Below are 17,235 nucleotides of genomic sequence, written 5' to 3'. Positions count from 1 at the left end.
GGGCACAGAGAAAGGAATATAGATTGTTTCCGTGTATTCCAAGTTTTGATGCAAAATGGAAATGCCGAATTCGAGTTGGCGTATATTCAATAAGGAGGCCTACCTTATCACACGCCCAGACCTGTCGACGTTGACGTCATCGAACGGCTTTAGATAATCATTTACAATAACTGAAAATTCCCTGCGTGTTAAGATTCTTTTAAGGTCATATTTAGACTGAAACCTGTAAGATTTACTCCACTTGTTTTCCAATTCAGTTTTTGTGGCTTCAACAGATTTATTGCCAACATAACAAGCCAAAGAAATTGTGTTTTCCAGGTCAATCGGAACATTTTGATGGTCATCGAACCAAATTTGAGCTTTGTAGTAATAATCTTTAAGCGGCTGTTTTATTTCATCGTAAGTAACATTCTTTTCAGCGTTGAACAAACATTTATCATCCTTAAGAACTGCTTTCAAAATCCCTGTTATACCGATTTTCTGTATCGCAAGCCAATTAGAATCGGTGATTTTCACATCTTCAAAAGGCATCAGCGGAAGCTTATTGCTCAATAATTCTTTTTGAATTCCTTTCAGATTAGACAGACTGGTTTTGCTTTTCAAAAGCACAGTTTTTGCAGCCGTTACGCCAGCCGTTTGCCCAATTTCAAAATTATCCGCTCTGATGTATAGCATATTTTCCTGGTTTTCGATGAGCAAATTTCGAAGAGGAAGAAATTTGGCACTACCGCTTATACCAGCCACCGTGGTTTTGTACAGGTTCTCTGCATAATTAATCTTAGCTGTCTCAGAAGGGTTTAAGGTCTGGATTTTTAGTGAAGGAAGAATTTTGTCGATGTTATCTGTTACGATTAAAACCTTAGCCTTTATGCTTTTTTCTGGGGTTAGCTTTAACTCCCAGCCATTTCCAGAGCGTTTAACTTCGTAGTACTGGAGATTATTAATTACACTTAAAAACTTGGAACTGTCCGCCCACTTTTTAATAATGGGATTTACCATTTGGTTCGTCATTTCTGGCAAAGCAACATCATCTGCAAGTTTTAAGGATTTTCTTGCACTTTTCTCAAATGCTTGTTTCACGCCCCCTAATGGCCAGCTTTTAAATTCAGTTAAGTTAAAACCATCACGCTGTGTTAAAATTGTAGTGCTTGCTCCCGATTGTGACGCTTGAACTCCGGCGGCGAAAGCAGCATTGCTGTTACCTACGATCAGAACATCCGTTTTAGTAGTTTGGGCATGGATAATCAGCGGAATCAAGAACGCAAAAACACAAAACAATTTTTTCATTAGTGGGAATTTTAATTATTCGCAATATGCTTTAAATGAATGAAATTTTAATGAAATGATTTTCGCTAAATTTAGTGCTGGGCAAGAGGTGATTTTAACTTTTTCGAAAGCTTTATATATCTTTCTAATGGCTCAGGAAAACAACAGTAATATGGAAGAAAAAATAAATTCAATTTTCGAATTACAACAAAAGCATAAGTTCGAATTGAGGAAACCTGATGCAAAGCTACGTATTTCCAAATTAAAGCTATTGAAGCAGGCTTTGGTAGATTCTGAAGAAGAAATTTACCTCGCTTTGCAGACGGATTTACGGAAAAACAGATTTGAAACTGCTGTTACAGAATTATTTTTCACTTATGCCGAGATAGATCATGCAATAAAAAATCTCGCAGGCTGGATGAAGCCGAAATCGGTTAATAAAACTTGGAGTAATCTCTTTGCTACGAATAGAATTTATTACGAACCAAAGGGTGTTTGCCTGATTATTGCGCCATGGAATTATCCGCTTCAGCTTATTATGAGCCCACTTATTTCGGCAATTTCAGCAGGGAATTGTGCAATTGTCAAACCATCAGAATTAAGCGCCGCCACCTCGTCTGTTGTTAATAAAATTATATCTGCAACGTTTGATATTCACGAAATCGCTTGTTTTGAGGGCGATGCAGAACTTTCTTCGGCATTGCTTAAACTTCCTTTCGACCATATTTTCTTTACCGGAAGTACCGAAATTGGAAAATTGGTAATGGCAGCTGCAGCCAAAAACCTAAGCTCCGTTACTTTGGAATTAGGGGGTAAATCACCGGTGATAATTGATAATACCGTAAACATAAAAAAAGCTGCAGAGAAAATTTCGTGGGGTAAACTGGTTAACGCCGGACAAACCTGTATCGCTCCTGATTATGTCTTAATTGATGAGCAACTTGAAGCCGAATTTATAAGGCATTATAAAGCTGCAACGCAAAAGATGTTTTATTTAAACGGTGAGATTGACAACAGTGTTTATGGCAAAATCATCAATAAAAAGCATTTTGATAGGTTAAGCAAATTAATTAAAAATGCTGCAGAGGGTGGCGCAACGTTGGAATTTGGCGGCGAGATAAACGAAGAAAACCTTACAATTAATCCAACAATTTTTACTTCGGTTAATCTTGATAATGCACTAATGAAGGAAGAAATCTTTGGTCCGGTTTTACCTGTGTTAACCTACAAAGATTTGCAGCAAGCCATCGATTTTGTTAACGCAAAAGATAAACCATTAGCACTTTACATTTTTTCTGATCGCCGGGAAACGCAGAAAAAAATAATTAGGGAAACTGCTTCTGGCGGAACCTGCATTAATGATGTTTTGGTTCATATCAGCAATCCAAATTTGCCCTTCGGCGGAGTAAATAGTAGCGGAATTGGAAGCTGCCACGGGATTTTTGGCTTTAAAAACTTCTCGCACGAAAAGGCGGTCTTCTTCCAATCCAAATTCGGCATGACAAAAATGATTTATCCTCCCTACAGGGAAAAAATGGGACTGCTAAAGTGGTTAAAAAAGTTAATGTAATACTGGCCTACGGCTGTAGACTTCGAACCTCAATCTATCAAACACTTTAGTAAATAGTTCCGCATACTCTTAGTCAATTATAATTAAATTGCTAATTTGGTTGCATGGATTTGGAACAACTCAAATATCCAATCGGGCAATTCACCATGCCAGAGGTTTTCGATGAAAAGCAATCGAAAATTTGGATTTCAGAAATCGAGGCGCTACCTGAACAGGTCAGAAATGCAACTGAAAATATAAACGCTGAACTCTTAAACGAAACTTATCGCCCAGGCGGATGGACCGTGAGACAGGTAATTCATCATCTTCCGGATAGCCATATGAATGCTTACATTCGTTTTAAACTAGCGATTACCGAAGAAGTTCCGGTCATCAGGCCATATCATGAAGAACTTTGGGCCGAAACTGAAGAGGCTAAAAATGGCGACATAGAAATGTCTGTACTACTTCTAAAAGCTGTGCATCAACGATTGATTTCATTTTTAAAAACGTTGAAGATGGAGGATTACCAACGCCAGTATATTCATCCGGCTCAGGGCAAAAAATTCACGTTAGCTCACATGTTAGGCATGTACGCCTGGCATGGAAAACACCATTTGGCGCACATTAAAAACACCATTCACAGGGATTAGCTTTTACAAGCAGGCGCCAGCATTCAGGTAAAATTCTAATCTACATTAGTACCAACATCGCAGCGCTCATCGCAATCATAATTGCATCTTCTACAATCGTAACCGTACTCATCGGCAAATTGAAAACGGCTCCAAGGCATGCACATTGAATCTTTTTCTTGTTCAGCACACTTTCTAAAACACCTAAAATGCTCACTGTCATCACAATCAGAGTAACCCAGTTTACAACCACCGGCGATAAATTTATAGCGAAACTTAAGCCCAGCGCTAGTTCGATAAATGCATAAACATAGCCCCAGCCACTAAACTTCTTGGCTACAATGTCATACATCGCATAGCTCTCGGCGAACGATTTTAAACCGAGCATTTTAAAAAAAGAGAATGTTAAAAAGAAGCCAGCCATGAACACCCGCATAAAAACCATAAAGTTTATGCTGCTGTTTTGCCAGGCTGCGATCAAGGAAATTGCCGTAACATAGCCAAAAATCAACAAGATTGGTTTGTAAATTTCAACCCATGATTTTGACTCTTCCTCGGTTTCGCTCTGCGCCATTGCAGAGATTTGATATTTACTTTGTGGGCCACCCAAAGCTTGCTGCAACGCATCTATATTAAGGTGTTTGGCCATGCTAATCGTCGCTGAATTGCTTTCTTTCGAAACTTCGACAGCTGTTATTTCAGGCAAAACCAACAGGTTGCTTTTAACTTTATTTTCGCAACCACCACAGGTCATGCCGGTAAGTTGATAAGTATGTGTCATGATAAATTTTTTATACAAATTTAACTTTTAAGTAAGCCAGAACAGTTACAGAATAATCAAAAAATGTTATAGAATTTTCTTAACAATTTATAGAATATGAGCCAGGCTTCCATGAAACAATATTATGCAAATCTGTTTTTTGGAAATGTATGTTAAGTATTCCATCGGCGAAAGCAGCCCCGCTTTTCTTTCTGCCGCAGTTCTTCCTCTGCTGGTTATTTGGCAAAGCGGCGGCATTCATCCAATCGGGTTTATAAACGAAGACATTGTTCTTGGCACAAAACAGCTGTGTGGCTTCTGCGGTGTTAACCCACAAAAACAGATGTCATTGTTAACGAGCCGCCAACAGCCTTATCGTTAAAAAAAGAAACATCTTCCTTTTCGTTTTTTAACCCCAGGTTATATATTAAGGGCAAGTAGTGTTCTGGTGTAGGGATGGCCAGCATTGCGTCGGTACCTAGCTTTTGGTAGTTAATCAACGGCTTGTGGTCGCCGTTTGAGATTAGGTTTTTAAACTTATCATTCATTTCTAGAGCCCAATCATAGCCGCCGCCATCAATCATTTCCCAGCTTAACATGCGGAGGTTATGTACCATATTTCCGCTGCCAAGTATCAAAACACCTTTTTTTCGAAGCGCATAAATTTCCCGGGCAAGTTGGTAATGTTGTTCCGGAGATTTAGTATAATCAATGCTTAATTGAAGAATAGGAATATTAGCATCCGGGTACATATGTTTAACTACCGTCCAGGTGCCATGGTCTAAACCCCAATCATGATTTAAATGAACCTGGGTGCTTGTAACCAAGCCAGGAATTTCTGCAGCGAGCTTAGCATCGCCGGGTGCCGGGTACTGTACATCAAAAAGCGCTTGAGGAAATCCTCCAAAATCGTGGATAGTTGATGGAAAATCCATTGCTGTAACAAAAGTTCCGTGCGTGTACCAGTGTGCCGATACAACCAATACCGCTGTTGGAACGGGGATGTTTTTCGCCAAAGCACTCCAAGTCTGGCTATACTCATTGTTTTCAATACCATTCATTGGCGAGCCATGACCGATGAAAATGGTTGGCATAAGATCCGTTTTTGGCAAACGCTGAGTGAAGTTTCTGAATTGTGACAAAGTTGGCATAATTGTATTTTTTATAAATTACGTCAATATTTTATCTACTGCGCTTGATGTAAGTTAAGAAAAGCCCAACCGTTTCCGATTAAACTTTACAACGTTTGTTTAAATCTCATCGAGCGTTTTTCTTTTACCGGATGTTTGCTTTTTATAGGCGGATGGAGTTAGTCCGCTAACTTTTTTAAACTGCGCAGAAAGATGTGCAACGCTGCTGTAATTAAGTTGATAAGCAATTTCACTCAAAGTAAGTTCGCCATAGGTGAGCATTTCTTTCGCTTTTTCTATCTTTTGAGCAATGAAATATTTCTCTATGGTTTGATTTTCAACCTCCGAAAAAACAGCGCTTAACTGCGCATACTCCAAGTGTAGCTGCCCACTTAAATAAGAAGAAAGGTTAGCTTTGAGGGGCTCTTTGGTATAATGTACAAGATCGATAATCGTCGTTTTAACCTGTTCGGCAATTTGAGTTTTTCTATCCTCCAGCAATTCAAAACCAAAATAATTTAGCCTTTCGGCAATTAAGGTCTTATCATTTTCAGTCACCGCATCCGCTAATACGACTTCACCCAGCTCAACCGAAACGGGGTTAAAACCAAGCTTTTCCAGCTCGGCTTTAACCACCATTTTGCAGCGGTTGCACACCATATTTTTTATATGGAGATTCATTTATTTTGCTTTTATGGTTTCGGTAACGTCGCCGCAATCAAACATCATGCTTCCATAATACGGATTTTCGATGGCCTCTTTTTCATTTAACCAACTCGCTTTCGCCATTGGGCAATGCTGGATATAAACTGTGGTATTATTGAATTTGATATTTCTAATCGTTTTAATCATGGCATAAGAGATACCTTCAAACGCTTTTCTCTGGGCCTTGATATCTTTTCCGCTAGCTAATTCTGTGGCTTTAGCTTTAACAATTTTAGCCTGTTCCATCCACAGGGTATGCTGTGTTGCAGGTAAATCCTTATGTGGAACAGCATCTACTTTAGCTGAAAGTGTTTTAGCTTTCTGCACTGCGAGTTCTTTTTTATCGGCAGCAAGGGCATTTTTCACCTCGTAATAAGTCGATAATAACTGATTGAAAGACGCATCGGTTTTACTTTGTGCGAAAAGTATTTTAGTGCTTGAAATGGCTATTATCGCCATCATTGTGATAATCTTTTTCATTCTGATTACTTTAAAACATTAAAAAAATTAAACTCTGCTCTTAGCAAATACATGTTTTTGGTATACCGGTTCGCCATATTTCCGGTAGCCTGAAAGCGGTAACCTAAATCTATTCGGGTGGTGCTATTCAAAATAACCTGAACGGCGGGCGCTAAATCCAAATACGATTCTCCAGAACTTGGATCTGTTTTACCCAGCATTTCGAAATACAGATTAAAGTTTGGCTCCTTGTAATTTTTATAAACGAGCGGCAAAACCAGGTAGCCTGAGGATAAACTGTATGAGAACATGTTGCCCGGACTCGGCATTCCTGCTATTTGTTTGCCCGCATCCTTGAACGCGTGCGCATAACCCAGCGTGGCCGATAGCGCAAGTTTGTGTAAAAGCTGCGTGAAAATTAAACCGCCCTGCGTGCCGCTGTTGTCGCCTTCCAGGTTAATATCCCGGGTAAAGGTTGGCCTTTTACTCGTGCTTATTCTTCCGAAAGCGGCAGCCCTGAAATGACTATGCGTTTCATCAATGGACAAAAATCGGTATTTTGCATACAAACTTCCGCCTTCCAATCGATATTTTCCATCCATATCAGATAAAAAGCCCTGGGCATGCATCATCAGGTTTTTGTTGAAACCAACCATCACCTCTGGTATAGTTCTGCTCATAAATTCAGGGTTGTTCATCCCCTCATTGGTTAGCCTTAAACCTATAGATTTGGTTGGCATATTGCTGGCAGGTTCTGTAAATACATATAATTCCTGCCCAAAAGCGATGTTAAAGGCGCCAAAAAGAATCAGCGCCATTAATAAAAACCTTCTCATGTTAAGATAGAACCAAATGATAAACACGGATTTTCTTTCCGTTAACTATAGCAGTCCCATTTGCGTAGGCATCAGAATTTATTGTTGCAGCTTGTTTTTTAAATGCTGAACTCGAGATAAAATTCTTATCGATAACTGAGGCTTTTACCGGGCCGTTTAATGTTTTGTTCTTCGCGTTGATGAATCGATACACATTGCCGTCAACAATTGCCTGGCCTTTATCATCAACTTTAACCTGGTTAAAAGAAAAATCTGCAGTTAAGCCGCCAACAGAAAAGCCAGCATCCTGTACCTTTTTGCGCACCATATCCAGGTTAATGTCGGCGCCTTTTTTGAACGTTAAAACGAAGATATTTTTATTTAAATCTGGTTTTACCGAATTGATAAAGCTCAATGTTTCCAAAGATTTTTGTGTGGCATTTGAACACATTGAACAAGTTAAACCTGTTACCTGTAAATCTACTTTAGTAATCTGTTGTGCCGAAGCCTGAACGGCCAGGAATAGCATAATAATGCTAAAAATTTTTATAGTTTTCATTGCTTTTGAAATTAGAATTTAAGGAAATGTTGCATTGTCCCATCGAAATGCTGGCGCATAAAAGGGAAATGGATAATCCTAATTCCTAAAAATACAATTGAAAATATGTAGCGCAACCTGCGAGGAAAGTGGGGGCGCCTTATTGCTAATTTTGTTTAAAAAAGCGGGGGTAATGTTGCTCAAAAAATCAAGCACAGGTGGATGTAAGAAAAGCTGAACGGAAAACAATTTCGGCATCTCAACCTTGGCAGCCGTTTGGTGGCTATCTTTTACCTTAACTGTTACTTGTGTGTTTTTGCAACAACCATCATCCTTTATCTTTTCAGAAGGTATATCTGCACAAAACTTGCAAGAAACAACATTGCTGGACAGCTTTACATTCTCGAGTTTACCACCGCAGAAATGCAAACTCAAAGCCAAACCCATAACACTAACCACATAGAGTGCGGCCAAATACAGCGCTATTTTTTGTTTGAACTTCATTAGTGCAAAGGTAAAGCAAAATTAATCGAATAACAGGCCATTTTATTTATTGAATTTCATTTTTTAGTTTAATTTAGCTTCAAACACGAATAAAATGAAGAGATTGTTATTACTTGTCTGTACCTTTTCTATGATTTCTGCCTTTGCGGCGAAACCGAAAAATCAATACATCAGAATAAAAACTGAATTTGGAGAGTGCATTGTTAAGCTGTATAATGAAACGCCCCTCCACAGGGATAACTTCTTAAAATTAACTAAGGAAGGCTATTACAATGGCACCTTGTTTCACAGGGTAATAAAAGATTTTATGATTCAGGGCGGCGACCCTGATTCGAGAAATGCTAAACCTGATTCGCTGCTTGGAGAGGGTGGACCCAAGTACACCATTCCAGCAGAATTTCGAGACAGCTTGTTTCACAAAAAAGGCGTTTTGGCTGCAGCGAGAGATAATAACCCAGAAAAGGCATCAAGCGGAAGTCAGTTTTATTTGGTGCAGGGAAAAGTTTTTACCGACGAACAGTTAAATACGTTAGAAGAAAAAAGACTTAAGTTTAAAATTCCTGAATACCAAAGGCAGGTTTATAAAACCTTAGGCGGAGTGCCTCATTTAGACAGAAATTACACCGTTTATGGCGAAATTGTTTTGGGTTTGGACATGGTTGATAAGATTGCTGTATTGCCGACCGATAAGAATAATCGGCCTAAACAAGATGTGAAGATGGACATTACGATTTTGAAAAAACGGGAAGCAAGAAAACTCGAGAAACAGTTGGCTCAGGGTTTCGTTGAAAATAAGTCGACGGTTTTAACGCACTAGTTTAATATGAAGATCATCTCTTACAATGTTAATGGAATTAGGGCAGCGAGTGCCAAGAATTTTTTCGGGTGGTTACAGGCTGCTAATGCCGATATGGTTTGTTTGCAGGAAGTTAAAGCGATGCCTGACCAAATTTCCGAAATCATTGGCTTAATTGAACAACTTGGCTACCATCATTACTGGTTTCCGGCAGAGAAAAAAGGATACAGCGGTGTCGCAATTTTGAGTAAGATAAAGCCAAACCACGTCGAATACGGCTGTGGCGAGGAGTGGATTGATAAAGAAGGTAGAATTTTGCGGGCAGATTTTAATGATTTCTCCCTGATGAGTTTGTACATGCCATCAGGTTCCAGTGGTGATGAGCGACAAAGTAAAAAGTACGAATTTATGCGGTTTTTTGGTTCATATATTGGCGAACTGCGTAAAGAAATACCTAATTTAATTGTGAGTGGCGATTACAACATTTGCCACACAGCGATGGATATTCACAACCCAAAATCAAACGCAAACTCTTCGGGATTTTTGCCAGAGGAAAGAGAGTGGATGCAGTTATTTTTAGAGAATGGTTTTATAGATGCCTTCAGGCATTTTAACAAGGATCCGCATCATTATACCTGGTGGAGTTACCGTGCGGGCGCAAGAGGCAAAAATCTGGGTTGGCGAATTGATTATCATCTGGCAACAAAGCCGATGGAGGAAAGACTTAGGAATGTAAGGATTTTACCCGATGCAATCCATTCAGATCATTGTCCGGTGTTGCTGGAAATGGATTGATAAACTATAAATGCTCTGCCTCGTATTTTTCACCGGCTTTCAGCATTAATTCGATTTGCTTCAAATCTTCGGCCGTAAGTTCTTCCTTTTCCTGCAATTCAAACACGGCGATCATGTTCTCTTCGTATTGTTTTTCAGTTTTAATTACGATTTCGTGCGCCATGATGCAAAGCTTAAAATTTAATAATTTCTGTTGGTGTAATGCAAAAATCTAACCTGATGTCCCGTTCTGTCACATCATCAATTTTATCAATTGCAGGCAGCAAAGATAAGCCTATTTTTTGAGCATTTAAATTTTCGAGAAATCGGTCGTAGAAACCTTTTCCGTAACCCACCCGGTAGCCTCTTTTATCAAAAGCTAACAACGGAACCAAAACCAGGTCAACATCCCCATTATGGATAACGCCTTGTTGTGGCTCTAAAATATTGTAAAGGTTTTTCTTTAAATCGTTTGGACCCAAATATTCGTGATTTGTCATTAAAGCGGTTCCAAAATCAGCTTTAGGAACAATTATTTTAATTTCAGGATGTTGTTCTGACAGCCATTCAATTAGTAAAAATGTATTGGGTTCTCTTTTCTCCAGGATGGGCAAAAAAATGTGCAATGTCTTTACCCTTGTAAAATCCACCGTTGTAAATTGCTTTAATAAACGGTCATTAAGCAATTCAAATTCCAGTTCACTTATTGCTAACCTGTCTTTTAACGCTTGTTGTCTGATTGTTGATTTTAACATCTCCTGAACGCGGTTTTTAAAAACATTGCCACCAAAACATGCAAATACACTGAGTGTTATAGTACCTGTGTTTTATGATGGGTTTCAAAAAAAAAGCCCTTGAATAATTTCCAAGGGCTTCAACAAATTTTTATTAATTATTTTACGCGTTCCACATACTCACCTGTACGCGTATCAACTTTAATTTTATCGCCCTGGTTTACAAACATAGGCACTTTAACTTCAACACCGTTTTCAAGTGTTGCTGCTTTCAATGCATTTGTCGATGTATCGCCCTTTACTGCTGGCTCCGAATAAGTAATTTCGAATTCTGCAAAGTTAGGCAGCTGACCCATAATGGCTTCGTCGCTTTCCATAGAAACGATAACGCTCATGCCTTCTTTCAAAAACTTAATGGCCGAGCCGAACAAAGTTTTTTCTACGTTATATTGTTCGTAGCTGTTGTTGTCCATCACCACCAGGTAATCGCCATCTTCGTACAAATATTGATAATCGTTAGTTTCAACGCGGCAAATTTCAACTGCCTCATCGGTATTCATACGGGCTTCAACAATTCTACCCGATTTGATGTTACGAAATTTACCAGTGTAAAAAGCCCCGCCTTTGCCTGGTGTACGGTGATTCCATTCGTCAACAGTAACCAACTCGTTGTTTACACGCAGGATGTTACCTGTTTTAATTTCTGATGCTTTAGCCATATGATGTTATCCTATGTGGATTTATATTTCCTTTTTTGTTGACGGCAAAGGTAAAATTATTTTAATAAAAACCTATAAACCTTTGGCGCTTAACATATCGTAAAAAGCGGTTATCCACTACTTAACACGCTCCATATAATCCCCGGTTTTTGTATCTACTTTCACTTTATCGCCCTGGTTTATAAATAACGGAACCCTAATTTCAGCACCGGTTTCTACTGTGGCGTACTTCTGGGCACTCGTAGAGGTATCGCCTTTTACGGCTGGCTCCGTATAGGTAATTTCGAGTTCAACACTGTTCGGTAATTGCGCTACAATCGGTTCTTCACTCTCAAAGGCAATGGTAACATTCATGCCCTCTTTTAAAAACTTAATCGAAGCACCAAAAAGTAATTTTGGAATGTTGTATTGCTCAAAAGAATTATTATCCATCACCACTAAATAGTCGCCATCTTCGTACAAATATTGGTATTCATTGGTTTCTACCCTACAAATGGTTACTTCCTCATCCGTCCGGAAACGATACTCAACAATTTTCCCGGTTTTAACATTGCGCATACGAGCCTGATAAAACGCCCTTAAGTTGCCAGGCGTACGGTGAATATATTCCTCTACACTAACCAGTTCTCCGTTAAACCGAAGCACATTTCCGCTTTTTACTTCTGATGCCTTTGCCATTATATTTTAAACTTGTTTGCTGTTTTCTGAACATCAAAGTTAAAAAAATGAATTTTGATTTGGAAAGCAAAACCTGGATTAATCGGCCGCGATAGTCCCGCTTTTTACTCCAATCTTTTTAAAACAGCTGCTATCCGTAAAACGAAGCAAGAGTTTCATCGGTTGCAGATGCTTCGTGTCTCAGCATAACGGCTCATTTACGGTTGCTGCTAATAAAAAGGATTTTCGTATCAATCGGGTTTAGGAAGATAAGCTTTTGCATAGAACCCGCTACAGCCTCAGCGCTTTTTTGCGATTGTGGGGCAGAATTTCTGTTTAATCAGAGCGAAGCGGATAAGTTTAAGAAAGCTCAAATCCTTAAAAAATATCCGTATAAAAGAAATGCCTTTGGGAACCACTCCAAAGGCATAATCAACCTAAACCTCAAACTAAACTATGAAAAATTTTTTTGCTTTTTACAGCGATATATTTTGTGTCCGATAAACGGAAGATATTATCATTTCCTGAAGAGATAAATAAATAATTGTTTCTCTTTTTGGTGGTGCAAAAGTAAGAACAATTTATTGTTTTCAAAATATTTTTTTCAAAATAATTATTTAATACAATAAAATGACAAATTCATAGAATGAGCACAAATCGAAAGTCAATTTAATCTACTTAAAGTCAGCTATTTGCAAGCGATTGCTGCAAAATTCATACTCCTGGATTTGGTTGGAGCCAATGATTGTGAGCCTATCTTTTGTGAAGTTTTCAATTAATTCCCGGTACCAGTTAATGCCTTGAACGTCTAAATTACTCGTAGGCTCGTCTAAAAATAAAATTGGTGAATCAGAACAACAGGCCAAACCAAGTTTGGTTCGTTGCTTCATTCCCGACGAAAAATACTTAATTTCCTTATTTGCAGATTTTTCCAAACCCAGAATAGAAACTAACGATTGCGCATCAACGCCCGAAGCGAAATTTTTGAACTTAAAATGAAAATTAATTAGCTCTTTTAAAGTGAAAGTTTCTACAAGTTCTAAATACGGTGCCGCTAAACTGATATGTTTATAAATTTGCTCAACGGAAATATCCTTTGTATCAGCAAACGCAATTTCTCCTTCAGATGGTGTTAAACTTCCGGTTAAAACACTTAATAATGTGGATTTACCAGAGCCGTTAGGCCCCAAAATAGCGTAACTATTTCCGGAGATTAACTCTGTGCTCAGGTTTCTGAAAATCCATTCTTTGTTAAACCTTCTGCCAACATTCTTTAAGGCTATTTTCATTTGCTTGTTGAATTGGGGAGCGGTTTCGCCATGCAAACGCTATTATCTACGCCGATGTACTGACCATAATTTGGCGTTACCAGGTAGCCAACCTTTTGATATAGTGCAATTGCCTCAGGTTGCTTTCTACCCGTTTCCAGAACACACTCTTCGAAAGTGAGCTCGGTAGCCCAAGCCTCAAGTTCAGTTAAAATTTTAGCTGCAATACCTTTTTTTCTATAATCCGGGTGCACAAACATTCGCTTAACCTCTGCTGCGGTTTCAGATAATGGTTTTATTGCACCGCAGGCAACGGGCATTCCATTTTGGTATGCAACAACAACCCGTTTAATGGAATCTACTTTATTAAACTGCGCATAAAAAGCATGCTCATCACCATCTCTAACGGCTAAATCCTTATCCAGCAATGCAACCAATTGTATAAAATCGGCATTGTTCGAATTCGTTCTGATTAGCGTTAAATCACTCATAAGGTTATTAAATGTTCACGAGGGTAACTTAAATATTTAGGATTAATGGCTTCACTGTTTAGGTATTATCTGCACTTTACATGGAAACAATTTCACCTAAAAATTAGCTACCCATTCCGAAACCTTTCATTACCCCACGGTTAGAGTTTCGGATGAAATCAACAATCTCATCACGAATTTCCGTCGGTTTAAATTCAGCCTCAATTATATCTAAGGCTTTGGTTACATTGTTGTGTTTTACAAACAGCACACGGTAAATTTCCTGTATTTCATCAATCTGCTCATTGGTAAAGCCTCTTCTGCGCAAACCAACCGAATTTATTCCTGCGTAAGAAAGCGGCTCTCTTGCAGCCTTAACATAAGGTGGAACATCTTTACGAACCAATGAACCACCGGTTACAAATGCATAAGAACCCACTTTTACAAATTGGTGAATGGCAACCAAGCCAGCCAAAACAACATTATTGCCGATGGTAATGTGGCCGGCTAAAGTTGTACTGTTCGAAAAGATACAGTTGTTACCCACCTCGCAATCGTGTGCTATATGAGAGTAAGCCTGAATCAAGCAATTGCTGCCAATTACTGTTCTCCATTTATCTTTGGTGCCGCGGTTTATCGTAACGCACTCGCGAATGGTTGTATTATCGCCAATTTCTGCGGTAGTTACTTCACCTGCAAATTTCAAATCCTGTGGTTCGCCAGAAATTACCGCCCCAGGAAAGATGCGGCAGTTTTTACCAATCCGGGCGCCATCCATAATGGTTACATTTGAGCCAATCCAGGTTCCCTCGCCAATTACAACGTCTTTATGAATCACCACAAAAGGTTCAATTACCACGTTTTCGGCAATTTTTGCCTGAGGATGTATGTATGCTAGAGGTTGTATCATTATTGAACTGGTTCTGGTTGTTTAATTTTGGATATTTGAGCCATCATTTCGGCTTCGACAACAATTTTTTCGCCAACCATGCCAACACCTTTCATTTGAGCAATTCCTCGTCTGATTGGTTCCAGCAAATCACAGCGGAAAACGATGGTGTCGCCGGGAAGAACCTGAGCCCTAAAGCGAACATTATCAATTTTTAAAAAGTACGTTAAATAATTCCTTGGATCGGGTACAGTGCTTAAAACTAAGATTCCACCAACCTGTGCCATTGCCTCAATCTGAATAACACCAGGAAAAACCGGTGCGCCAGGGAAATGTCCTTTAAAAAATTCCTCATTCATGGTTACGTTTTTAACGCCCACAACATGGTTTTTAGAAAGTTCCAGAATTTTATCTACAAATAAAAACGGCTGACGATGAGGCAAAATGTCCATAATCTGAACAACGTCATATAATGGCTTAGCGCTTGGATCGTACACCTTTTGTATTTTCTTGTTTTTTTCTTTTTTAATCGCTGCTTTAATTTTCTTAGCAAAAGCAACGTTTGCGGCGTGCCCTGGGCGTGCGGCCATAATGTGCCCTTTTAGGTGCATACCTACCAAAGCCAAATCGCCAATCATATCTAATAATTTATGACGGGCAGGTTCATTTTGGTACCTGAGCTCCATATTATTTAAAATACCTTGTGGCGCAACATCAATATCTGCACGGTTAAAAAGTTTTGCCAAATGGCTCAACTCATCTTTTGTTACTTCTTTATCAACAATAACGATGGCGTTATTTAAGTCGCCACCCTTAATTAGGTTATGAGATAGCTGATATTCCAGTTCGTGAAGGAAACAAAAGGTACGGCAAGACGCAATTTCTTTTTTAAACTCTGCGATGGTGTTTATGCCTGCGTGTTGGCTGCCTAAAACCGGTGAGTTATAATCTATCATACAAGTAAAACGGTAGTCATCCAAAGGCATGGCTACAATTTCAACTTTTCTGTCTGCTTCTGTATAAGTAATGTTATGAGGAATGGTAAAATATTCGCGGTCTGCGTTTTGTTCTATCGCACCAACTTCTTCCAGCAAATCGATAAACTGGATGGAGCTGCCATCCATAATCGGGGTTTCCGGACCGTCGAGCTTTATTAAAACATTGTCTAAATCCATGCCAACAAGCGATGCCATAACGTGTTCAACAGTACTCACGCTTGCGCCGTTTTGGGTAATCGTTGTTCCGCGTGATGTATCGGTTACATTGTCTGCATCTGCATCGATAATGGGATGACCATCTAAATCAACTCGTTGAAATTTAAAACCGTGATTTTCTGGTGCAGGGCAAAAAGTTAAAGTAACATTAGCTCCGGTGTGTAAACCAACACCAGATGCAGATATCTCTTTTTTAATCGTTTTTTGTCTAACGTTCATTGTTTATTGTATTCTTTTCCAGTTCTGCTGTAAGTTTTTTCAGCGTTTCTTCAAGCACATTAATCCGCTTTTCTACATCTGGCAAGTGCTTAAATATTACCGAAGCACGCATCCAGTTCCTCAAAGGCTGCGCCGGACTTCCGTGCCACTGTTTATTTTCTTCTGTTATGTTAAAATTGATTCCGGCCTGAGCACCGATTTGAGTTCCTTTGGCCAAAGTTAAGTGTCCGGCAATACCAACCTGTCCACCTATAACGCTGTTTGGGCCAACTTTAGTGCTGCCCGAAATGCCGGATTGCGCCGCAAGAACAGTATTTTCCCCTATTTCGGCATTGTGCGCAATCTGAATCAAATTGTCGATTTTAGCACCCTTTTTAATAATTGTAGAACCCATTGTGGCTCTGTCGACAGTTGTATTTGCACCGATTTCTACGTCGCTCTCAATAATTACATTCCCAATTTGTGGTATCTTGTTGTACGTACCATCTTTTTGTGGCGCAAATCCAAAGCCATCACTGCCAATTACGGTGTTCGAATGAATGATAACCCTGTCGCCAATAACAGAATTATGGTAAATTTTAACGCCGGGAAAAAACGTGCTGTTTTCGCCGATTTTTGTGTTGGCACCAACATAAACCTGGGCATTTACTTTTGTACCCGAAGCGATTTCTGCATGCTCGGCAATGTATGCGAAAGCACCAATAAAAACGCCCTCACCAATTTTCGCGGTAGGGTGCACAAAAGCCAGCTTATCGATACCGGATTGCGCCGCCCTGGCATTTACTGCCTCGTTATATTTATCGAGCAAAACGGTAAAAGAACTATATGGGTTTTCTACCCGAATTAACGTGCTGGTATAATTTTGTGTAGGGTTAAAATCTTTAGATACAATTACGACAGAGGCCTCGGTAGAATATAAAAAGTTTTCGTACTTCGGGTTGGAAAGAAAAGACAATGAGCCTGCCTTACCATCTTCTATCTTAGAGAGTTCTGTTACAGCTACATCGGGGTTACCATCAATGGAACCGTTTAAAAACTCGCTTATCTGCTTGGCAGTAAATTGCATCGTACAAAGGTAAATGTTAAATTGATATGAACAAAAAAACCTATAAAGGTTAAATAGTGTATATTTTACAC

General features: G+C 39.2%; 21 protein-coding genes. 4 read left to right on the top strand and 17 right to left on the bottom strand.

Annotated elements, in window-relative coordinates:
- Positions 1-99: 99 nt before the first annotated feature.
- Positions 100-1,287, bottom strand: coding sequence for a hypothetical protein (locus AC0IWT_RS16515; RefSeq protein WP_471797980.1), 1,188 nt, complete (start codon positions 1,285-1,287; stop codon positions 100-102).
- A gap of 55 nt (positions 1,288-1,342) precedes the next feature.
- Between AC0IWT_RS16515 and AC0IWT_RS16510 the strand changes: the two genes are divergently transcribed.
- Positions 1,343-2,836 carry an aldehyde dehydrogenase family protein gene (locus tag AC0IWT_RS16510; RefSeq protein ID WP_471797979.1) on the top strand — a complete coding sequence of 498 codons (1,494 nt, stop codon included), beginning with the start codon at positions 1,343-1,345 and terminating at the stop codon, positions 2,834-2,836.
- A gap of 104 nt (positions 2,837-2,940) precedes the next feature.
- A complete protein-coding gene (locus AC0IWT_RS16505; RefSeq protein ID WP_471797978.1) occupies positions 2,941-3,468 on the top strand; it encodes a YfiT family bacillithiol transferase in 528 nt (175 codons plus the stop codon).
- Positions 3,469-3,508: 40 nt separating this feature from the next.
- Here the strand turns inward: AC0IWT_RS16505 and AC0IWT_RS16500 are convergent, their stop codons facing one another.
- The 7 genes from AC0IWT_RS16500 to AC0IWT_RS16470 form a co-directional block, all read right to left on the bottom strand.
- Positions 3,509-4,228 (bottom strand): heavy-metal-associated domain-containing protein, encoded by a 720-nt coding sequence (locus AC0IWT_RS16500; protein WP_471797977.1) that lies wholly within the window; start codon positions 4,226-4,228, stop codon positions 3,509-3,511.
- A 305-nt stretch (positions 4,229-4,533) separates the two neighbouring features.
- Entirely contained in the window at positions 4,534-5,301 is a 768-nt protein-coding gene (gene ygiD, locus AC0IWT_RS16495) for a 4,5-DOPA-extradiol-dioxygenase (RefSeq protein WP_471797976.1), read from the bottom strand.
- Between the two features lie 156 nt (positions 5,302-5,457).
- Positions 5,458-6,018 (bottom strand): helix-turn-helix domain-containing protein, encoded by a 561-nt coding sequence (locus AC0IWT_RS16490; protein ID WP_471797975.1) that lies wholly within the window; start codon positions 6,016-6,018, stop codon positions 5,458-5,460.
- The gene (locus tag AC0IWT_RS16485; protein WP_056869223.1) at positions 6,019-6,522 is read right to left on the bottom strand and encodes a DUF3347 domain-containing protein; all 504 of its coding nucleotides are present in this window, start codon (positions 6,520-6,522) and stop codon (positions 6,019-6,021) included.
- 5 nt (positions 6,523-6,527) lie between these two features.
- On the bottom strand, positions 6,528-7,337 hold the full coding sequence (locus AC0IWT_RS16480) for a hypothetical protein (protein ID WP_471797974.1): 810 nt from the start codon (positions 7,335-7,337) through the stop codon (positions 6,528-6,530).
- Between the two features lies 1 nt (position 7,338).
- Positions 7,339-7,875, bottom strand: a complete 537-nt coding sequence (locus AC0IWT_RS16475) for a heavy-metal-associated domain-containing protein (RefSeq protein WP_471797973.1) — start codon at positions 7,873-7,875, stop codon at positions 7,339-7,341.
- 78 nt (positions 7,876-7,953) lie between these two features.
- Positions 7,954-8,358, bottom strand: a complete 405-nt coding sequence (locus AC0IWT_RS16470; RefSeq protein ID WP_471797972.1) for an HYC_CC_PP family protein — start codon at positions 8,356-8,358, stop codon at positions 7,954-7,956.
- A gap of 94 nt (positions 8,359-8,452) precedes the next feature.
- On the opposite strand from AC0IWT_RS16470, the gene AC0IWT_RS16465 reads away from it, so the two are divergent.
- A complete protein-coding gene (locus AC0IWT_RS16465) occupies positions 8,453-9,175 on the top strand; it encodes a peptidylprolyl isomerase (protein WP_056869227.1) in 723 nt (240 codons plus the stop codon).
- Positions 9,176-9,181: 6 nt separating this feature from the next.
- Complete coding sequence (locus AC0IWT_RS16460; RefSeq protein ID WP_471797971.1) at positions 9,182-9,949, top strand: exodeoxyribonuclease III; 768 nt, start codon at positions 9,182-9,184, stop codon at positions 9,947-9,949.
- 4 nt (positions 9,950-9,953) lie between these two features.
- On the opposite strand, the gene AC0IWT_RS16455 is transcribed toward AC0IWT_RS16460, so the two are convergent.
- The 9 genes from AC0IWT_RS16455 to lpxD form a co-directional block, all read right to left on the bottom strand.
- Complete coding sequence (locus AC0IWT_RS16455; RefSeq protein ID WP_157274807.1) at positions 9,954-10,112, bottom strand: hypothetical protein; 159 nt, start codon at positions 10,110-10,112, stop codon at positions 9,954-9,956.
- A gap of 10 nt (positions 10,113-10,122) precedes the next feature.
- The gene (locus tag AC0IWT_RS16450; protein WP_471797970.1) at positions 10,123-10,683 is read right to left on the bottom strand and encodes a 5-formyltetrahydrofolate cyclo-ligase; all 561 of its coding nucleotides are present in this window, start codon (positions 10,681-10,683) and stop codon (positions 10,123-10,125) included.
- Positions 10,684-10,820: 137 nt separating this feature from the next.
- Positions 10,821-11,381 carry an elongation factor P gene (efp, locus tag AC0IWT_RS16445; RefSeq protein WP_056869230.1) on the bottom strand — a complete coding sequence of 187 codons (561 nt, stop codon included), beginning with the start codon at positions 11,379-11,381 and terminating at the stop codon, positions 10,821-10,823.
- A 117-nt stretch (positions 11,382-11,498) separates the two neighbouring features.
- Positions 11,499-12,059, bottom strand: a complete 561-nt coding sequence (gene efp / locus AC0IWT_RS16440; protein ID WP_471797969.1) for an elongation factor P — start codon at positions 12,057-12,059, stop codon at positions 11,499-11,501.
- A 653-nt stretch (positions 12,060-12,712) separates the two neighbouring features.
- Positions 12,713-13,327, bottom strand: a complete 615-nt coding sequence (locus AC0IWT_RS16435) for an ABC transporter ATP-binding protein (protein ID WP_471797968.1) — start codon at positions 13,325-13,327, stop codon at positions 12,713-12,715.
- Complete coding sequence (locus AC0IWT_RS16430) at positions 13,324-13,797, bottom strand: GNAT family N-acetyltransferase (protein WP_056869233.1); 474 nt, start codon at positions 13,795-13,797, stop codon at positions 13,324-13,326. The genes AC0IWT_RS16435 and AC0IWT_RS16430 overlap by 4 nt, the downstream gene beginning before the upstream one ends.
- 103 nt (positions 13,798-13,900) lie before the next feature.
- Positions 13,901-14,686 carry an acyl-ACP--UDP-N-acetylglucosamine O-acyltransferase gene (lpxA, locus tag AC0IWT_RS16425; protein ID WP_056869234.1) on the bottom strand — a complete coding sequence of 262 codons (786 nt, stop codon included), beginning with the start codon at positions 14,684-14,686 and terminating at the stop codon, positions 13,901-13,903.
- Positions 14,686-16,098: a bifunctional UDP-3-O-[3-hydroxymyristoyl] N-acetylglucosamine deacetylase/3-hydroxyacyl-ACP dehydratase gene (locus tag AC0IWT_RS16420; RefSeq protein WP_056869235.1), complete on the bottom strand. Its 1,413-nt coding sequence runs from the start codon at positions 16,096-16,098 to the stop codon at positions 14,686-14,688. The genes lpxA and AC0IWT_RS16420 overlap by 1 nt, the downstream gene beginning before the upstream one ends.
- Positions 16,088-17,164 carry a UDP-3-O-(3-hydroxymyristoyl)glucosamine N-acyltransferase gene (gene lpxD, locus AC0IWT_RS16415; protein ID WP_056869236.1) on the bottom strand — a complete coding sequence of 359 codons (1,077 nt, stop codon included), beginning with the start codon at positions 17,162-17,164 and terminating at the stop codon, positions 16,088-16,090. Before lpxD ends, AC0IWT_RS16420 begins: the two co-directional genes overlap by 11 nt.
- Positions 17,165-17,235 lie beyond the last annotated feature (71 nt).

It is taken from the genome of Pedobacter sp. AC464 (assembly GCF_979253075.1).
The sequence above is the reverse complement of the archived record's forward strand: the minus strand, read 5'-3'. Positions and strand labels throughout refer to the sequence as shown.